We start from the raw sequence: 16,715 nt of genomic DNA on the forward strand, positions 1-16,715 counted from the left end.
TTCCCGGCCGGTCGGCTCGGATCAACGGTCGGGGATGACCCGGATCGAGTTGAACTGCTTGCCTTCGAGCGACTCCAGGAAGGCCCCGCCGCCGGTGGAGACGTGGCTCACCTTCTCGGCGTAGCCGAACTTCTCGACGGCCTCGGCCGATTCGCCGCCGCCGACCGCCGTCACGCCCGACGACTCGGCCATCGCCAGCGCCACGGCCTGGGTCCCCTTGGCGAAGGCCTCGACCTCGAACATGCCCATCGGGCCGTTCCAGACGACGGTGCCGGCCTCGCGGACGATCTTCGAGTACTCCTCGATCGTCTTGGGGCCGATGTCCATGCCGAACCAGCCCTCGGGAATCTCCTGGCCGTCGGTCGCCTTCGTCTCGGCGCCCGTCTCGGGCTTGTCGGCGATCAGGTGGTCGACCGGCAGGACGATCTTGTCGCCGGCCGCGTCGAGCAGCTTCTTCGCCATGTCGAGCTTGTCCAGCTCGACGCGGCTCTTGCCGATCTCGATCCCCTTGGCCTTCAGGAAGGTGTAGGTCATCGCGCCGCCGACCAGCAGCTTGTCGACCTGGCCGAGCAGGCTCTCGATCACGAGGATCTTGTCGGACACCTTGGCCCCGCCCATCACCGCGACGTACGGGTGCTTGGGATTCTTGAGCAGGGTGTCCAGGATGTTCAGCTCCTTCTCGACCAGGAAGCCGATCGCGCGCTTCTCGGCGGGGAACTGCTCGGGGACGGCGACCATCGAGGCCTCGTCGCGGTGGCAGGTGCCGAAGGCGTCGTTGACGTAGGCGTCGCCCAGGCCGGCGAGCGCCTTGGCGAAGTCGGGGTCGCCTTTCTTCTCGCCCTTGTTGAACCGGACGTTCTCGAGCACGAGCACGCCGCCCGGCTTGAGGTCGGCGGCGAGCTTCTTCGCGCTCTCGCCCACGGTGTCGTCGGCCTTCTCGACGGGCTTGCCGAGCAGCTCCTGGAGCTTGGCGGCCACCTTGTCGAGCTTGAACGGGGCGTCGGTCGCCGGGTCGCCCTTGGGTCGGCCGAGGTGGGTGATGAGGATGAGCGACCCGCCGCGGTCGAGGACGTCCTTGAGGGTCGGCAGGGCCGAGCGGATCCGGCGGTCGTCGGCGACCTCGCCGTCCTTGGTCTGGGGCACGTTGAAGTCGACCCGGACGAGGACTTTCTTCCCCTTCACGTCGAGGTCGCGGACGGTCTGCTTGGGCATCGTGGGATCCTGGTGGATTGGGATGAAAGGGAAAAGGCCCGCTCCGTCACGGGCCCCGGGGGGCCGGGGACGGCGTCGAAGCGGGCCGATGATGGGGTCGCGAGGCGCGGCGGGCCGGACGGTCGATCCGTCCCGGCCCGGCTCGGCGATGTCAGAGGGCGCCCAGCTTGGCGATCAGCTCGACGGTGCGGTTGGAATAGCCCCACTCGTTGTCGTACCACGAGAGGACCTTGACCATGGTCCCGTCCATGACGATCGTCTGGTCGGGGACGAAGATCGAGGAGTGGGGGTTGCCGATGATGTCGCTGGAGACGATCGGGTCCGGGTTGTACTCGAGGATCCCCTTCAGGGGGCCGTCGGCGGCCGCCTTGACGGCCGCGTTGACCTCCTCGACCGTGACCTTCTTCTTCATGATCGCGGTCAGGTCGACGACCGAGCCGTCGGGCACGGGGACCCGCATGGCGAAGCCGGTGAGCTTGCCGTTCAGCTCGGGGATGACCTCGCCGACGGCCTTGGCGGCGCCCGTCTTGGTCGGGATCATGTTGATCGCCGCGGCGCGCGAGCGGTACATGTCGCTGTGGATCTGGTCGGCCACGCGCTGGTCGTTCGTGTAGGCGTGGATCGTCGTCATCAGGCCCTTCTCGATGCCGAAGGTGTCGTTGAGCACCTTGGCGAGCGGGGCGAGGCAGTTGGTGGTGCAGGAGGCGTTGGAGACGATCTTCAGGTCCTTGCTGATGACCGAGTCGTTCACGCCCAGGACGATGGTGGCGTCCAGCTTATCCTTGGCCGGGGCGCTCAGGATGACCCGCTCCGCGCCGGCGTCGATGTGCTTCTGGAGCTGCTCCTTGCTCGTGAAGAAGCCGGTCGACTCCAGGGCCACCTGGCAGCCCAGGGACTTCCACGGCAGGTTCGCCGGGTCCTTCTCGGACGTGATGGCGATCTTTTTGCCGTTGACGATCAGGGCCTTGTCGGCGGCCTCGACGGTGCCGTTGAAGCGGCCGTGGACGCTGTCGTACTTCAGCAGGTTGGCCAGGTGCTTGGGATCGGCCAGGTCGTTGATCGCAACGACGTCGAACTGCTCAGGCTTCTGGGCGAGCACGCGGAAGACGAGGCGCCCGATGCGACCGAAACCATTGATACCGACGCGAACAGACATCAAAGTTCTCCAGTGATACGCCCGGCGGCCGCTTCACACGAGGACGCAGCCCAGTTCGAGCATATTGCGGACATGCCGACAGCGCAGGGACGGAGTTCCGGTCGGCCGATCGGACGCTCTAGCGAAAAGGGCCGGGGCCCGGATCATCCCGAGACCCGCAGGACCGACTCGCCCTTCCCAGAACCCGGATCCATCCCCAAATCAGACCTCATTCTACCCCCAAAGGCAAGATGCTGGTGCCCGGTGGGCAGGGCCGTCCGGTCCTATTGACCGACCTGCTGCCTAGTGGTTGCGACTGGGGATGACCCTGCACCCAGGAGTTTCCCACATGGACGCGACACTCAGCCTGGCCGACCTCCTCGAAGAAATCGCCGACCCGCGTCGCGGCGGGAGGAAGCGGCATCCGCTCCCGGCCTCGTTTCGCTGCTGGTCCTGGAGGAGATCGACGCCCGCGCGGCGAAGGGGCCAGATGTGGAGGTAGACCTGGTGCTGGACAACTACGCGACGCACAAGACGCCGGCGGTGAAGCATTGGTTCCTCCGCCACCCCGAGTACCACCCGCATTTCACGCCGAAGAGAAGCTCGCGGCTGAACCGGGTGGAGCGCCACTTCAGCGTGATCACCGAGAAACGGATCCGCCGCGGGGCCTTCCGCGGCGTGGCGGCGCTGGAGGCGGCGATCCGGGGGTACCTGGAGCACCATGACGCCTCGCCCAAGCCGTTCGTCTGGACCGCCGACGCCGACCTGATCCTTGGCCGCATCAAGTGGGTTGTCGAACGCACTTCCGACTCGGGACAGTGGCGGATCAGACCCCTGGACGAACCGTCTCACCGCAATTCCGCTTGAGCCTCGCTTGCGTCGACCGGCTTCGAGTTGGGTCGGGAGCGAACGAAGCCGATTTGGAGGTCCGAGGATCATCAGGCCCTTGAGAAGGGCTCGGCCTTCAGCGGCCGGTGCTTCTGGCCGTCCGCACCCACTGAGTCGGCTTGTCCCCCAGGCGGATGGTCAGCTTCCAGGCTGCGTAGAACGGGATGTAAGCGAGCGTCGGCAGGTAGCTAAGGGGCACGTGGAAAACGATAAAAGGCGTTAGGGCGTAGAGACTTACGGAACCGGCCATCAGCAGGCTCGACCCCAAGAGTCCCCACCCCGCCGGGCGAGCCAGCGGGTCGGCCAAGGCGAGGAACGCCGCGACGTTCAGCATTGCCAGGAGCAAGAGGAGGGCCAGCAGCTTCATCATCGGCGGCGTCTTCAACTCGACGGCCGATGCCAGCCGCTCGATAAGGCCCATGCGACGTTCGCGAAGGACCTCTCTGAACAGCCTCTTCTTCAGCTCCCTGCGGCCGAATTCCCAGCGCCTACGTTGGCTCGCGGCGGCCTCGCCTCCGTGCTCCAGCATGGTCGCCCGGACCGAGGCGTCGGGGACGAACACGATCCGCTCGCCGGCCATCCGGACGATCCACGAGAATTCGTAATCCTCCACAAGCCCGTACGCCTTCCAGGGCACGCGCCGGAGGCCCCGGGTGGTGAAGGCCATGCCGTTGCCGTTGAACGGCGAACTCAGTCCCAGCCGGTCCATGCCGAACGGGGCGACGCCGTTGACCAGGCTGAAAGCATAGGTCATCAGCCGCGTCCGCCACGAGGCGTCGGCGTTGGCTACCGTGTAATAGCACTGGAGCCAGTCGGCCCCCTCGCGGATCCTGGCGTCGAACTTGCGCAGGAGGTCGGCCGAGGCCAGGGTGTCGGCGTCGATGATCACCAGGACGTCGAGCCCGTCGAAGCGGCGCGTCGACTGGAGCCTCTCGATCAGGTACTCCAGCGCGTACCCCTTGGTCCGCTTGTCAGGCGTGTTCCGGACGACGACTTCGGCACCCTCGGCCTCGGCGATCGCGGCGGTGTCGTCGGTGCAGTTGTCGGCGATCACCAGAACCTGGAAGAGTTCGGCGGGATACGCCTGCGCCCGGCAGCTTCGCACCGTCTCCGCGATCCCCACCCGCTCGTCGTGCGCTGGGATCACGATGAGGAACCGCGATTCAGGCGCGGTCGGCAGCGTCGTCCGCCTTGGGGAGAAGAGGGCTGCCAGAGCCGTGAGCAACAGCATCAGCAGGAACGGCAGAGCGACGAGGTTCAGGCTGACGACCAGGAGCGCAAACAGGCCGGCGAGCGACATCAGTCGGTCTTCTCCCAGGTGATCGAGTCGGCGACGGCACGGGGCGCCGCGGAGGGATCGAGTCTAGCCCTTCGCCGCCCGGATCGGAAGCCAAGTGCGGTTCCACCAAGGGTGGTCGCGTCCGGGCGTCAGGCGACGCCTGCAGTGATCTCCGACAGCGCCTCCAGGAACTGGGATACATCGTCGTGCGTGGTGAACGGCGAGGGCGAGAGCCGCAACAGGCCCTCCGGGAACGAGCCCAGGTTGCGGTGGATGTAAGGCGCGCAGTGCAGCCCCGGGCGGACGGCGATGTCGAACGACACGTCCAGCACGGCGGCCAGGTCTTGCGGAGAGAGGCCGTCCGGCGTGAACAGCGAAAGCGCGCCCGCGTGGGTCTCGGGCTCCCAGCGGCCGGCGACGCGCCAGGCGTCGTTCCGCTCGGCCCAGTCGACGACCTGCTGGAGCAGGCCGACCTCGTGCTTGCGGAGGGCGTCGGGCCCGCGTTCGGCGACCCAGGCGATCCCCGCGCCGAGGCCGGCGAAGCCCAGGACGTTCGGAGTGCCGGCTTCGAGAAAGTAGGGCCGGATCGTGGGCTGGGTCTCCGAGGACGAGTCGCCGCCTGTCCCCCCCTCGCGCCAGGGCCGGATGAGGCCGTCGGCCCGGGGGCCGGCGTAGAGCGCGCCGGTGCCGGTGGGGCCGTAGAGTCCCTTGTGGCCGGGGAGCGCCAGCAGGTCGATCGGGGTCGACTTCAAGTCGATCGGGACGATGCCGGCCGACTGGGCGGCGTCGACCAGGAGCAGCGCGTCCGTGGCGCGGACCGCCGTCGCAACGGCCTCGATGGGCTGGACGGTCCCCAGCACGTTGCTCGCCTGGGTGATCGCCACGAGGCTCGTCTTCGGCGTCAGGGCGGCCGCGACGTCCTCGGCCGTCACGTATCCCTCTCGCGAGGCGACCCGCGTGGTCGTGATCACGCCGGCTTTCTCGAGGGCCCGGATCGGCCGGCTGATCGAGTTGTGTTCCAGGTCGGTCAGCACGACGTGGTCGCCGGGCTGGACGACGCCCTTGATCGCCATGTTCAGGGCGTCGGTGCAGTTCAGGGTGAGGATCCAGCGGTCGGGGCCCTCGCCGCGGAAGAACTGGTTGAGCGCGTGGCGGACGTCGTCCAGGGCCTTCTCGGCGGCCATCGCCATCCGGTGCCCGGCCCGGCCGGGGTTGGCCAGCGAGTTGCGAGCGAACCGATCCAGGGCCTGATAGACGGGCTCGGGCTTGGGGAAGCTGGTGGCGGCGTTGTCGAGATAGATCATGCGAGGCTCCTGGGAGGCCGGACGCGGCGGCCCTTTCGAGAAGGCGGTGTGCGAGGCGGATCAGGCACCGACGAACTGGGAATACAGCGTCTTCGCTTTGGCGATGTCGTTGGTCCCCTTGATGATGGCCCGGCCGTCGGGGAAGACGGTGAACTCGTAGCCCTCGGTGGCGAACCGGAGCATGAAGGCGTTGTGGCGGACCTCGCCGACGCCCTTCAGCCGCTCGGCCATCTCGGGGAATTGGAGCGGCTCGGGGCGGCGGCTGGCGACCTGAACGGCGTTGCGGCCGCAGAGGGCCGTCGTGTGCGAGCCCATCTCGCCTTCCAGCCACTCGAACTTGCGATGCTTGCAGCAGGGGCAGTCGACCTTGCCGAACAGGCCGGAGATCTTGAGCTGGCGGAACGTCCAGTCCCAGATGTCGACCATGATGAGGTCGCGGTTGAGCGCCTCCTTCTTGCCCGCGAGGACCTTGATCGCCTCGACGGCCTCGAATGAGGCGATGATGGCGACGGCCGGGCCGAGGACGCCGGCCGTCTCGCACGTCGGCGTCATGCCCGGCGGCGGGGCGGTCTCGATGACGCACCGCAGGCAGGGGGTCTCGCCCGGCAGGATCGTCATGGTCTGGCCTTCCGAGCCAATGACCCCGCCGAAGATCCAGGGCTTGCCCAGCTTCACCGCCGCGTCGTTGATGAGGTAGCGGGTCTCGAAGTTGTCGGTGCCGTCGAGGATCAGGTCGGCGTCGCCCATCAGGGCGAGGGCGTTGGTGTGGTCGATGTCGGTGACGACCGGCTCGATCTCGATCGTGCTGTTGATGCGCCGGAGCTTCCGCGCAGCGGCCTCCGCCTTGGGGAGGTTGTCGGCCACGTCCTGCTCGTCGAACAGGATCTGGCGCTGGAGGTTGTGGGTCTCGATGAAGTCGCGGTCGATGATCCGCAGGTGGCCGACCCCCGCGCGGGCCAGGTGGTTCGCCAGCACGGTCCCGAGCGCGCCGCAGCCGCAGAGCGTCACCCGGCTGTTCATCAAGGCGCGCTGGCCTTCCTCGCCGAGGGCGGGGAAGCGGACCTGTCGCGAGTAGCGGTCGAGCGGGTCGGGCGTGAGGGCGGCGGACATGCGGATCTCCGGGGGCGTGCGTCGTTCGCGTTTCGGGGGGGGCCGGGGCGGTCAGCCGCCGGCGACGGCCGGGATGATGCTGACCTCGTCCTTCTCGGCGACCGGGGTCTCCAGGTCTTCGAGGTAACGAACGTCCTCGTTATTCACATAGATGTTGACGAACCGGCGGATCTCCGCGCCGTCGAACAGGCGCTCCTGGATCGCCGGGTGCTGGCGACCGAGGTCGGCCAGGACCTCGCCGACCGTCGCGCCGGAGGCCTCGACCTTGTCTTGTCCGGCGGCTTGCGGGCGGAGCGGGGTGGGGATGCGGACGACTGGCATGATGCGAGTTCCTCTATGGCGGAGTCTAATAGGGGCGACGTGGACCTGGGCGTCCATCCGGGCATCCCCTGGCCGGTTGGGTTTGGTCGGAGCCTGCATCCGACGGAAGGTTCGCGACGGTGCGGCGAGGAACCAACATGACGATCCGTGAGCGGCTCAATCGCAACAAGCGTCGCCAGATCTGTTATTACGCGGCGGCCATCCTCGTCCTCTTCGCCGGGTTGTTCCTCGGACCTCTGCTGGGAGCGTTCGGCCCGTTCGCACCCCTGGCCGGGCTCGCCTTGGCCTTCGTAGGCCTGGTTTATGTGGACATGTCCTCGGCGTTTCGCTGCTCGCGGTGCGGAAAGTCGCTGGGACGGCTCGTCATGCAGAAGAATACGAACCTCTTCGTGATCAACGAGCAGATGCGATACTGCCCATTCTGCGGGGTAGACTTCGATTCCGAGGAGACCCTCAAGCGCACGGCGAAGGAGGACGATCCTCTCGACTAGCCTCGACGCTCGAACCGGCCCCGGCGACTTCGGCCGCCGGCCTCGATCGCGGTCCGGAAAACGGGGGTCTGGCGTCACATCGAAGCGACCGCGAGCCCCGCCGAAAGCTCCGCGCCTTCGACCAGCGCTTCAAAGTCCTCGAGCGTCGGCTTGATGACGACCGGACGGGGCAGGTGGTCGACCAGGGCTTCCTGGGTCTTTAGGCCGTTGCCGGTGATGCAGAGGACGGTAGAGCCGTCGCGGTCGATCCGCCCTTCCTCGATCAGCTTGCGGGCGACGGCCAGGGTCACGCCGCCGGCGGTCTCGGCCCAGATGCCTTCCGTCTCGGCGAGCAGTCGCATGGCGTCGACGATGGCCTCGTCGCTCACGTCCTCGCTCCAGCCGCCGGTCTCGCGGATCATCTTCGAGGCGAACCAGCCGTCGGCCGGATCGCCGATGGCGAGGCTCTTGGCGATGGTGTCCGGGTTCCGCACCGGCTTGACCTTGCCCGCGCCCGTCTTCACGGTGCTGGCGATCGGGTTGCAGCCGGTGGCCTGGGCGCCGAACATCTTGGTGCGGGCGGGGCCGTTCAGCAGGCCGAGCGTCTCCAGCTCGCGGAACGACTTGTGGAGCTTGCCGATCAGGCTGCCGCCGGCCATCGGCGCGACGACGTGGTCGGGGGCCCGCCAGCCGAGGTCCTCGGCGATCTCGTAGCCCATCGTCTTCGACCCCTCGGCGTAGAACGGCCGGAGGTTGACGTTCACGAATCCCCAGCCGTAGCGGAAGGCGATCTGCGAGCAGAGCCGATTGACGTGATCATAATTACCTTTGACGGCGACGACCTTCGCGCCGTAGATCGTGGCGCCCAGGATCTTCCCCTGTTCGAGGCCGTCGGGGATCAGGACATAGGCCTCGAGCCCGGCCGCCGCGGCGTTGGCCGCCACGCTACCCGCGAGGTTCCCCGTCGAGGCGCAGCCGACGGTCTCGAACCCCAGCTCGACCGCCTTCGAGAGGGCCACGGCGACGACGCGGTCCTTGAACGAGAGGGTCGGGTAGTTCACCGCGTCGTTCTTGAGGTACAGCTCGGCGACCCCCAGTTCCTTCGCCAAGCGGTCGGCGCGGATCAGGGGGGTGCAGCCGACGTGGCGGCCGACGGTCGGCTCGCCGTCGACCGGCAGCAACTCGCGATAGCGCCACATGGTGCGGGGGCGGGCGGCGATCGCCTCGCGGGTGAGGGTGCGGGCGACCGCCTCGTAGTCGTAGGCCACTTCCAGCGGCCCGAAATCGTCGGTGCAGAAGTTGAGCGCTTCTTTGGGGTAGAGCTTGCCGCAGAGCCGACACTTCAGGCCCGTCACCAGTTCACCTGACACCAGATTGACCCCCTCGTGCGAAAGACGCGACACGGGCCCGCTGACGCGCCGTTGGAACGCGTCGGAGCCGGACGGACGAGCCGCTCGTCCGCGTCGGTGCGTCTCGAAGCCAGAGTGTCGACGGGGGGCGATCAGGTGGGTTCGGGAACGGTCGATGCTGTAAGGACAGCGCCGCCGCCGAAGACCATCTTATCTGTCCGATACGCGTTCGACGATCCGGGGTTTTCCCGGACTCGCCCGAACGGGCGCTCGGCAGGAGTTAGCACCAGCATCCACCAAGACGGTGGACCGGTTGCTGTGGCGTCATAGGGCCCTTCCCTCAGCCACTCTGGATAAGATACGCGCCGAATTGTGAGTCTTGAATGTAGCCTGCGGCCGGCGATCGCGTCAAGGGGCGCTTCTCGGGCGTCTCGAGTTTGCCGGGGCCCCCGTCGCGGACTTGTCGCGGAGATCGGTCGTGTTACAGTTGTCATGGGGCTTCGCTCGGCACGGGTGCCGGAGCCCGCCCGCTGAGTGAAAGGGATGGCATGGGCGCGCCATGGCGGATCTTTTGGCTGCTCGTGCTGGGATTCCATGCGGTCGGGGCGGCGGGTTGGTGGTGGCTCGCGCCGGGGGGATTCCCGGTCGCGGACCCCTTGTCGTGGCGGAACCGGGTCGCGCCGCCCTTGGTGCTGGCGCTGGTAGTGTCGAGCGTGTTCTGGTCGCGTCGCCCCGATGGCGGGCCGAAGCTGGCCGCGGCGCTTGGGGCATTGCCGATCGCCTGGCTCGCGGGGGCGATGGTCCTGCTCGTCGGCTTTCGGACCGGGCTTCGGGATCCGCTGTTCCTGGCGCCCGCGGCCTTCGCCGCCGTCCTGGCAGCCGCCCACCTCGGGACCTTTCGACGGCGAGCGTCGGGGGCGACGTCGGCCCGGTGGGCGGTCGGGCTTCGGCTCGGCGCGGTCGCCTTCGGACTCCTCACGGCCGCCGCCAGCCTGCCGCGGCCGGCGGGCACGCGTCCGGCCTCCGAACCGCACTCCCTCGCGACGTTGCCACGCGAGGACGTCAACGCCCGGCTGGGGCCTGACGCCTTCGTCCAGCTGGGTGAAGGATCGACGAGCCTCAAGGCCGGGAGGCTGCGGCTGACGGTCCAGCCGCTCCTCCGCTTCCTGGAGCGTTCGCCCGACGGCCGGCCGACGGTGCTCGTCCCGAGGGCCGAGCGGGAAGGACGAGACTCGCGGCTGATCGGATCGGCCGCGACCGGGGGCGGGCTCGATCTGCGCTATCGCTCCGACTTCGACGCCTCGCTGCAGGTGGAGGCTCGGGACGACCGCACGATTTGGCTGGAGTCCCTGACGATCCTGCCGATCCCCGTGTGGTCGCACCTGAACTCATTCTGCGACGTCGACGTCACGGGGCATCGGCGCCTGTCGCTCTCGTTCTCGCCGTGCCCGGACGCCCGAATCGGAGTGGAGCCGATGGATTACCCCTTCGGACGGCCGCTACGGTTCGCGTTCCTGGAGGCGTCGGGACGATTCCGCATCGTCGAGGCGACGAGTGGCGAGAAGGGGCCGTTCCGCGAACTGGCGTCCGGGCCTTTGGGTCGGGGAGAGCCGCTCGCGGTCACGTTCCACGACGAGGACCGGGCCGTAGCCCGGCTTACCCTGGACGATTGGTCGGCGCAGCTCGACGTGCAGCTCTCGCCCACGGCCGGGTGGCTTGCGCCGGTCAATGCGATCGAGTTCTGCCTCGCGGGCGACGAGCCGACGTCGACGGCCTCGATCTACATGACCCTCGCCGGCACGTCGGTCGGGCGCGGCTGGGACTGCGTCGGCCACCGCGCGGGGGCGTACCGCAATCGGATTCGCGTCGAGATCTTGGATCCGCCTTAGCGTTCCCAGATCGCCCGAAACCCCAGCTCCGCGTGACGGCCTTCGATGTCGTCGCGCATGCCGACGCCGAACTGGAGGCGGATGTGCTCCGAGAGCTTCCAATGGACTTGTGGCATCACGAGGAGCACGGAGGGGCCGCGCAGCTGACGCGAGAGGTTCGTCTCCACGCCGAGCACGAGGTCGTCGGTCACGTCCGCGAAGAGCGTCAAGTTGGTGATGACATCGGTCCCGACCGTAGACGGCCCGTCGCTGAACGGGAAGATCTGCTCGCCGATGGTGCCGCCGACCATCCCCAGCAGGCTCCAGGTCTTGTCGAACCGGATCCCGGCCAGGTACAGCGCCGTGGGGCTCCAGCGCCCGTTCGTCATGTCGTAGTAGAGGATGCCCTGCGCCCCGTGGATGAACGCGTCGTCCAGGGCGTTCCCGAAGGTGCACTGCACGGCTGCCTTGGCGGCCTGGATCCGGTGCCGAAGATCGGCAGTTCGAATTCCATCGCCAGGCCGTCGCGGACCGCGTACTCGACCTCCGGCGCCCAGTCGAAGTGCGAACCCCGGCGGCCGAGCGGAGCCAGGCCGAGCACGTTGATCTCCAACTCCCCGCGACGCGCGCCCAGCCCGCGCACCAGGTCGAAGACCATCGGCTCAGGGATGTGGGGGCCGTCGCGGGCCTCGATGTCCTCGACCTGCGAGGGCGGGGGCCCGGAATAGGAGACCGGCGGGTCCTCGACGATCGACGGATCATCCCGATCTTCGATCGCCCCTAAGGGAGGGCCGGCTCATCGGGTGCCGCCGGCGCCTCCGGAGCCACCTGATACTGGGCGCGGGCGACCTCGTCGATCGCACGGGGCGAGGGGCGGGGTCCGGGCGCCATGCGACCCGGGACGATCGCGACCGCTCGCGGCTTCGGGGCGGCGCGTCGGGCCGGCGGGGCGAAGAATCGGCCCCGCGATTCGGGCCCGGAGTAGGTCGAGCGATCCGTCCGGAGGATGGACGGGGCTCGGAAGTCCTCCCGGCGAGCTTCGGTCTCGACGTCGACTTCGGCGATCGGCGTCCCGGGGGGCACGATCGCATCCGCCGCCCTCGACTGAGCGAGCCATGCGGCGGCCAGGGCCGTCGCGAGCAGGAGCGATCGCGGGCGTCGAGATCGCCGGAACTCCTGTCCGAAGTCGCTCGTCACGGGCCGACCTGTTGAGTTGAGGGCGAAAGGGGGCGAGGCGGGATCCCGTGCTTAACCCATCGGGGCTTCTCTGTCGAGCCGGGATGCGGCCCTGAGACGGCCCCGCCGGAGGGCGGCTCGGGGCCGCGGTCGTGACCTTGCCACCCAAGTGGGCTCCGTCTAACATGGAGCGTTCGCGTTCCGAGGTCCCGGTCTCGCACTGCCGACGGCCTGCTCGTCCTGCTCACCCGATCGACCCGGCAAGGAGCCCATGCAGTACAACCCGGCCAACCCGCTGATCGTCCAGGGGGACAAGACGATCCTCCTGGAAGTGGACAACCCGCTGCACGCCGAGGCCCGCGACGCGATCGCCCCGTTCGCGGAACTGGAGAAGAGCCCCGAGCACATCCACACCTACCGCCTGAGCCCGCTCTCGCTCTGGAACGCGGCCGCGGCCGGCCTGACCGCGGAGGAGATGGTCTCGCGCCTGGAGACCTTCTCAAAGTTCCCGCTGCCGACGAACCTGCCGGCCGACCTCCGCGACATGGTGGGCCGCTACGGGCGGGTGAAGCTCCAGCGCGTCGAGGGTGAACTCCGGCTGATCGCCGCCGACCAGCCCCTGATCGAGGAGCTTGCGCGACAGAAAGGCGTCCGCGAATACCTGGGCCAGCGGATCGACCCGACGAGCTTCGCCGTCGACGACCTGGACCGAGGGGTGCTCAAGCAGGGCCTGATCGCGGTCGGCTACCCGGCCGAGGACCTCGCGGGATACGCCCAGGGCGCCGCGATGGCCGTCGAGCTTCGCGAGGTGGCCAAGTCCGGCGCCCCGTTCACGGTGCGGGACTATCAGCGCGGGGCGGTCGACACCTTTCACGCGGGCGGCGACGTGAAGGGGGGATCGGGCGTCATCGTCCTCCCCTGCGGCGCGGGCAAGACGATCGTGGGGATCGCCGCCCTGTGCGCCATCAAGACCGAGACCCTCGTCCTGACGACGAGCACCACGTCCGTGGAGCAGTGGCGGCGGGAGATCCTCGACAAGACGGACCTCGACGAGTCGCAGGTCGCCACCTACACCGGCGAATCCAAGGCGATCGCGCCGGTGACCCTGGCGACCTACCAGATCGTCACCTACCGCCCCAAGAAGGACGGCGACTTCCCCCACTTCGGCCTGTTCAACAGCCGCGACTGGGGCCTGATCATCTACGACGAGGTGCACCTCCTGCCGGCCCCGGTCTTCCGAATCACGGCCGACATCCAGGCCCGCCGACGCCTGGGCCTGACCGCGACCCTCGTCCGCGAGGACCACCGCGAGGAGGACGTCTTCAGCCTCATCGGCCCCAAGAAGTACGACGTCCCCTGGCGGGTCCTGGAGTCGAAGGGGTGGATCGCCGAGGCCCAGTGCCACGAGATCCGCCTGAGCTTGCCGCCGAACCTCCGCATGGAATACGCCATCGCCGAGTGGCGCGACAAGTTCCGGCTGGCGAGCGAGAACCCGGTCAAGGAGGACCTGATCGAGCAGCTGCTCACCCGCCACGACCACCCCGAGGATCGGGTGCTCATCATCGGCCAGTACATCAAGCAGCTCCGACGGATCGCCGACCGTTTCGACATCCCGCTGATCACCGGCGCGACGACCAACAACGAGCGCGAGGACCTCTACGCCCGGTTCCGCACCGGCGCGGTCCGCAAGCTGGTGCTCTCGAAGGTCGGCAACTTCGCGATCGACCTGCCGGACGCGAACGTGATGATCCAGATCTCCGGGACCTTCGGCAGCCGCCAGGAGGAGGCCCAACGGCTGGGGCGGATCCTCCGTCCCAAGGAGGCGGAGCGGCCCGCCTGCTTCTACTCGCTGATCACCCGCGACACCCGCGAGATGGACTTCGCCCACCACCGCCAGCTTTTCCTGACGGAGCAGGGCTACAGCTACGAGATCCTCGACGAGTCCGAATTGAGCGCGCAGATCCTGCAGGAGTCGAAGGCCACGGGCTGACGCCCGGCCCGGCCGCACGCCCCCTCGCCCCGAACCGACACCGACCTGGACCCGCCCGATGACGCGAGCCAACGCCCGGACCCCCGTCAAGCTCCACAAGAACGTGACCCTGATCCGCACCTCGGAGCCGGTGATCGCGGAGGAGCTGCTCGCGCGGAAGTCGCTCGGCCGCCTCATCCTCGCCCGGCTCTCGGAGACCGTCCTCCTGGTGAAGCCCGACGAGGCCGACGCCGCCGTCGACGAGCTGCGGAAGATGGGCCACACACCGCGGGTCGCACGCTGAGGCGAGGTAAAATCCGATGGCCTCGATACCCAGCACGGGGACGCCCGCCGATCGGCCGGGACGCCCCGCCAGCCCGTTCCCGGAGGACGCCGACCCCCGGTTCGTCTTCCGCACTTTACTCGGCCGCACGCCGCTGGCCTTCCTCCGCGGCATCGCAGCCGGGCGAGGCCACGAGTCCGAGGCCGTCCGCGCCCCGACGCTGGCCGGCGAGCTGACCGATCAGCTCGACGACATGCTCTCGCTGGCCGCCGTCCGCAAGGAACTCTCCGACGAGGACCGCCTGGCCCTGGGACTGTTCGGCCTGACCGAGTCCAGGAGCTGGCCCCTGGCCGGCCTCCGCCACACCCTGAAGGCCCTGGCGGTCGACGCCGACGCGGTGATCGCCGGGCTCGTCCGACGCGGGCTGCTCGCCGTCGACCTCCCCCCCGAGATCGAGGCGGCCGACCCGTCGCATGCGATCACGGCCGAGGCTTCCGGAGACCTGGAGATCTGGGCCCACCCGTCGCTGACCTCGGGCGGGCGGCCCCGACTGCCGGCCGAACCCCCTGCCGCGACCGCCGGCTCGGTGGTCCAGGTCCGCGAATCCGACGGCCTGGAGCCGATCCTCCGCCTCGCCGCGCTCTGGCAACGGACCGGGGCCGGGCCGCTGCGACGCACTCAGCAGGGCGTCCTCTACAAGCGCGACCGCGAGCGGATCGAGGAGGACGGCGTCCTCTCGGCGGCCGTCGACGACGCGCTCGTGGAGCTGCCCGCCCTGCCGACCCTCTGGATCGGCCTGGCCCGCCGCGTGGGGCTGATCCACGTCGATCCCGGCGACGAGTCGCTCCAGGCCGCGCCGGCCGAGTTCTGGACCGAGAACGCCGTGCATCTCCCCCAGATGATCGCCTCGGCCTGGCTGGGCATCCGATCCTGGAACGAATGGGCCGACCCGACGCCGACCGCCGACGGACCGGCCCCCGGCCCGCCGCTGGCCTTCCTCCGCCCGGCCGCCTTGCTCTGGCTGGCCACCCTGGAGCCCGACGCCTGGACGACGCTCGACGACCTGGCCGCGAGGCTGGACGCCGTGGCCCCCGGCTGGGAGCGGATCACCTTCGAGGACCCCGCGAGCCCGGCCGCGACGAACCCCCGGCGCCTCAAGAACCCGAACCGGCGCGGCCCCGCGCTCACCCGCGAGGCCCAGGCGGCTCGGGTCCTGGAGCGAATCCTCCTGGGCGGGGCCTACGCCCTGGGGCTCGTCCGGGTCGGCGAGGAGAAGGAGACGAACCGGCGCGCCGTCCAGCTCACGCCGCTGGGCCGCTACGTCCTGGCGGTCGGCCCCCCGCCGCCGCCCCGCCCCACGTTCGAGCACTTCCTGTTCGTCCAGCCGAACCTGGAGGTCATCGCCTATCGCCAGGGCCTGACCCCCCCGCTGGTCGGTCGGCTCAGCCGGTTCGCCTGGTGGTCCAAGATCGGCGCGGCGGTCGAATTGAGGCTGACGCAGGAGTCGATCGCCCTGGGCCTGGAGTGGGGGCTCACGGCCTCGCAGATCCTCGACGTCCTCTCGCAGCACAGCCAGCGTGCGTTGCCGGGGAGCGTGAAGGACGCCGTCGACCGCTGGGCCGATCGTCGCGAGCAGGTGACCTTCTACTCGGCCGCGACCCTGATCGAGTTCAACACCCGCGCCGAGCGCGACCAGGCGATGATCTCGTGGGAGGCCGAGGGCGCCCCCCGACGCCCGTTCGTCGCCGTGGGCGACCGCTTCCTGCTGGTCGAGAACGCGCAGGAGATCCCGACGGCCCGCATCAGCACGACCGCCTCGCGGGACTACAGACTCCCCCCCGAGCGCTGCGTGGCCGTCGAGGCCGACGGCGTGACCCTGACGCTCGACCCCGCCCGATCCGACCTCCTCGTCGAGGCCGAGCTGGCGCGGTTCGCCGACGAAGGGCCGCCGCCGTCCTCCGCGCCGTCGCGGGCCGGGGGCGCCAGGCGGAAGTTCCTGGTGTCCGGCGCGTCGCTCGACCGCGCGGCCGACGCGGGCCTGACGCCCCCGATCCTCGCGGACTGGTTCCGCCGCCGCACTGGCGAGGGGCCCCCCCCCGCCGTCCGGCTGATGATGCGGCCCGCCCCGACGAGCGGCGGGGCGAAGCCCTGGCCCGCCCGCCGGCTGCTGATCCTGACCGCCCCGTCGGCCGACCTGCTCGACGGCGTGCTCCAGCATCCCGAGACCCGGCCCCTGCTGGGCGACCGCCTGGGCCCGGTCTCGGCCGTCGTCCCCGAGGAGTCGATCGACCGCCTGCGCATCGCCCTTCGGGCCTTCGGCCTGGAGTTCGAGCTGGGCTGAAGTCGACCGG

General features: G+C 69.3%; 14 protein-coding genes and 1 riboswitch. Of the genes, 6 read left to right on the forward strand and 8 right to left on the reverse strand.

Annotated features, from left to right (window positions below):
- Positions 1 to 21: 21 nt before the first annotated feature.
- Both G6O68_RS17500 and gap read right to left on the reverse strand, forming a co-directional pair.
- Complete coding sequence (locus G6O68_RS17500; RefSeq protein ID WP_165249916.1) at positions 22 to 1,212, reverse strand: phosphoglycerate kinase; 1,191 nt, start codon at positions 1,210 to 1,212, stop codon at positions 22 to 24.
- A gap of 151 nt (positions 1,213 to 1,363) precedes the next feature.
- On the reverse strand, positions 1,364 to 2,368 hold the full coding sequence (gap, locus tag G6O68_RS17505; protein ID WP_165249917.1) for a type I glyceraldehyde-3-phosphate dehydrogenase: 1,005 nt from the start codon (positions 2,366 to 2,368) through the stop codon (positions 1,364 to 1,366).
- Positions 2,369 to 2,839: 471 nt separating this feature from the next.
- On the opposite strand from gap, the gene G6O68_RS17510 reads away from it, so the two are divergent.
- Entirely contained in the window at positions 2,840 to 3,214 is a 375-nt protein-coding gene (locus G6O68_RS17510) for a transposase (RefSeq protein ID WP_165249918.1), read from the forward strand.
- Positions 3,215 to 3,311: 97 nt separating this feature from the next.
- Here the strand turns inward: G6O68_RS17510 and G6O68_RS17515 are convergent, their stop codons facing one another.
- From G6O68_RS17515 to G6O68_RS17530, 4 genes are all read right to left on the reverse strand, one after another.
- Positions 3,312 to 4,535 (reverse strand): glycosyltransferase family 2 protein, encoded by a 1,224-nt coding sequence (locus G6O68_RS17515; protein WP_165249919.1) that lies wholly within the window; start codon positions 4,533 to 4,535, stop codon positions 3,312 to 3,314.
- A gap of 128 nt (positions 4,536 to 4,663) precedes the next feature.
- Entirely contained in the window at positions 4,664 to 5,818 is a 1,155-nt protein-coding gene (locus G6O68_RS17520) for an aminotransferase class V-fold PLP-dependent enzyme (RefSeq protein WP_165249920.1), read from the reverse strand.
- Between the two features lie 60 nt (positions 5,819 to 5,878).
- Positions 5,879 to 6,928: a ThiF family adenylyltransferase gene (locus tag G6O68_RS17525; protein WP_165249921.1), complete on the reverse strand. Its 1,050-nt coding sequence runs from the start codon at positions 6,926 to 6,928 to the stop codon at positions 5,879 to 5,881.
- Between the two features lie 51 nt (positions 6,929 to 6,979).
- Positions 6,980 to 7,249 (reverse strand): ubiquitin-like small modifier protein 1, encoded by a 270-nt coding sequence (locus G6O68_RS17530; protein WP_165249922.1) that lies wholly within the window; start codon positions 7,247 to 7,249, stop codon positions 6,980 to 6,982.
- Between the two features lie 137 nt (positions 7,250 to 7,386).
- Between G6O68_RS17530 and G6O68_RS17535 the strand changes: the two genes are divergently transcribed.
- A complete protein-coding gene (locus tag G6O68_RS17535; protein WP_165249923.1) occupies positions 7,387 to 7,740 on the forward strand; it encodes a hypothetical protein in 354 nt (117 codons plus the stop codon).
- 74 nt (positions 7,741 to 7,814) lie between these two features.
- On the opposite strand, the gene thrC is transcribed toward G6O68_RS17535, so the two are convergent.
- The gene (thrC, locus tag G6O68_RS17540) at positions 7,815 to 9,089 is read right to left on the reverse strand and encodes a threonine synthase (RefSeq protein WP_165249924.1); all 1,275 of its coding nucleotides are present in this window, start codon (positions 9,087 to 9,089) and stop codon (positions 7,815 to 7,817) included.
- A gap of 186 nt (positions 9,090 to 9,275) precedes the next feature.
- Positions 9,276 to 9,428: riboswitch (SAM riboswitch) on the reverse strand.
- Between the two features lie 188 nt (positions 9,429 to 9,616).
- On the opposite strand from thrC, the gene G6O68_RS17545 reads away from it, so the two are divergent.
- A complete protein-coding gene (locus G6O68_RS17545) occupies positions 9,617 to 10,957 on the forward strand; it encodes a hypothetical protein (protein ID WP_165249925.1) in 1,341 nt (446 codons plus the stop codon).
- On the opposite strand, the gene G6O68_RS17550 is transcribed toward G6O68_RS17545, so the two are convergent.
- Positions 10,954 to 11,397 (reverse strand): hypothetical protein, encoded by a 444-nt coding sequence (locus G6O68_RS17550; RefSeq protein ID WP_165249926.1) that lies wholly within the window; start codon positions 11,395 to 11,397, stop codon positions 10,954 to 10,956. The two genes, G6O68_RS17545 and G6O68_RS17550, sit on opposite strands and share 4 nt — an antisense overlap.
- Positions 11,398 to 12,383: 986 nt before the next feature.
- Here G6O68_RS17550 and G6O68_RS17555 point away from each other — a divergent pair.
- The 3 genes from G6O68_RS17555 to G6O68_RS17565 are packed head-to-tail and all read left to right on the forward strand — an operon-like array spanning position 12,384 to position 16,705.
- Positions 12,384 to 14,102 carry a DNA repair helicase XPB gene (locus tag G6O68_RS17555; protein WP_165249927.1) on the forward strand — a complete coding sequence of 573 codons (1,719 nt, stop codon included), beginning with the start codon at positions 12,384 to 12,386 and terminating at the stop codon, positions 14,100 to 14,102.
- Positions 14,103 to 14,160: 58 nt separating this feature from the next.
- Positions 14,161 to 14,385, forward strand: coding sequence for a hypothetical protein (locus tag G6O68_RS17560; protein ID WP_165249928.1), 225 nt, complete (start codon positions 14,161 to 14,163; stop codon positions 14,383 to 14,385).
- A 16-nt stretch (positions 14,386 to 14,401) separates the two neighbouring features.
- On the forward strand, positions 14,402 to 16,705 hold the full coding sequence (locus G6O68_RS17565) for a helicase-associated domain-containing protein (RefSeq protein WP_165249929.1): 2,304 nt from the start codon (positions 14,402 to 14,404) through the stop codon (positions 16,703 to 16,705).
- Positions 16,706 to 16,715 lie beyond the last annotated feature (10 nt).

This window comes from Paludisphaera soli (assembly GCF_011064595.1).
Classification (GTDB): domain Bacteria; phylum Planctomycetota; class Planctomycetia; order Isosphaerales; family Isosphaeraceae; genus Paludisphaera; species Paludisphaera soli.

What these genes read in the sequence shown, in the direction of transcription:
- G6O68_RS17560 (WP_165249928.1), top strand. Translation starts at nt 14,161, where the DNA reads ATGACGCGAGCCAACGCCCGGACCCCCGTCAAGCTCCACAAGAACGTG.
- G6O68_RS17565 (WP_165249929.1), top strand. Translation starts at nt 14,402, where the DNA reads ATGGCCTCGATACCCAGCACGGGGACGCCCGCCGATCGGCCGGGACGC.
- G6O68_RS17500 (WP_165249916.1), bottom strand. Translation starts at nt 1,212, where the DNA reads ATGCCCAAGCAGACCGTCCGCGACCTCGACGTGAAGGGGAAGAAAGTC.
- G6O68_RS17530 (WP_165249922.1), bottom strand. Translation starts at nt 7,249, where the DNA reads ATGCCAGTCGTCCGCATCCCCACCCCGCTCCGCCCGCAAGCCGCCGGA.
- G6O68_RS17555 (WP_165249927.1), top strand. Translation starts at nt 12,384, where the DNA reads ATGCAGTACAACCCGGCCAACCCGCTGATCGTCCAGGGGGACAAGACG.
- G6O68_RS17515 (WP_165249919.1), bottom strand. Translation starts at nt 4,535, where the DNA reads ATGTCGCTCGCCGGCCTGTTTGCGCTCCTGGTCGTCAGCCTGAACCTC.
- G6O68_RS17535 (WP_165249923.1), top strand. Translation starts at nt 7,387, where the DNA reads ATGACGATCCGTGAGCGGCTCAATCGCAACAAGCGTCGCCAGATCTGT.
- gap (WP_165249917.1), bottom strand. Translation starts at nt 2,368, where the DNA reads ATGTCTGTTCGCGTCGGTATCAATGGTTTCGGTCGCATCGGGCGCCTC.
- G6O68_RS17525 (WP_165249921.1), bottom strand. Translation starts at nt 6,928, where the DNA reads ATGTCCGCCGCCCTCACGCCCGACCCGCTCGACCGCTACTCGCGACAG.
- G6O68_RS17520 (WP_165249920.1), bottom strand. Translation starts at nt 5,818, where the DNA reads ATGATCTATCTCGACAACGCCGCCACCAGCTTCCCCAAGCCCGAGCCC.
- G6O68_RS17545 (WP_165249925.1), top strand. Translation starts at nt 9,617, where the DNA reads ATGGGCGCGCCATGGCGGATCTTTTGGCTGCTCGTGCTGGGATTCCAT.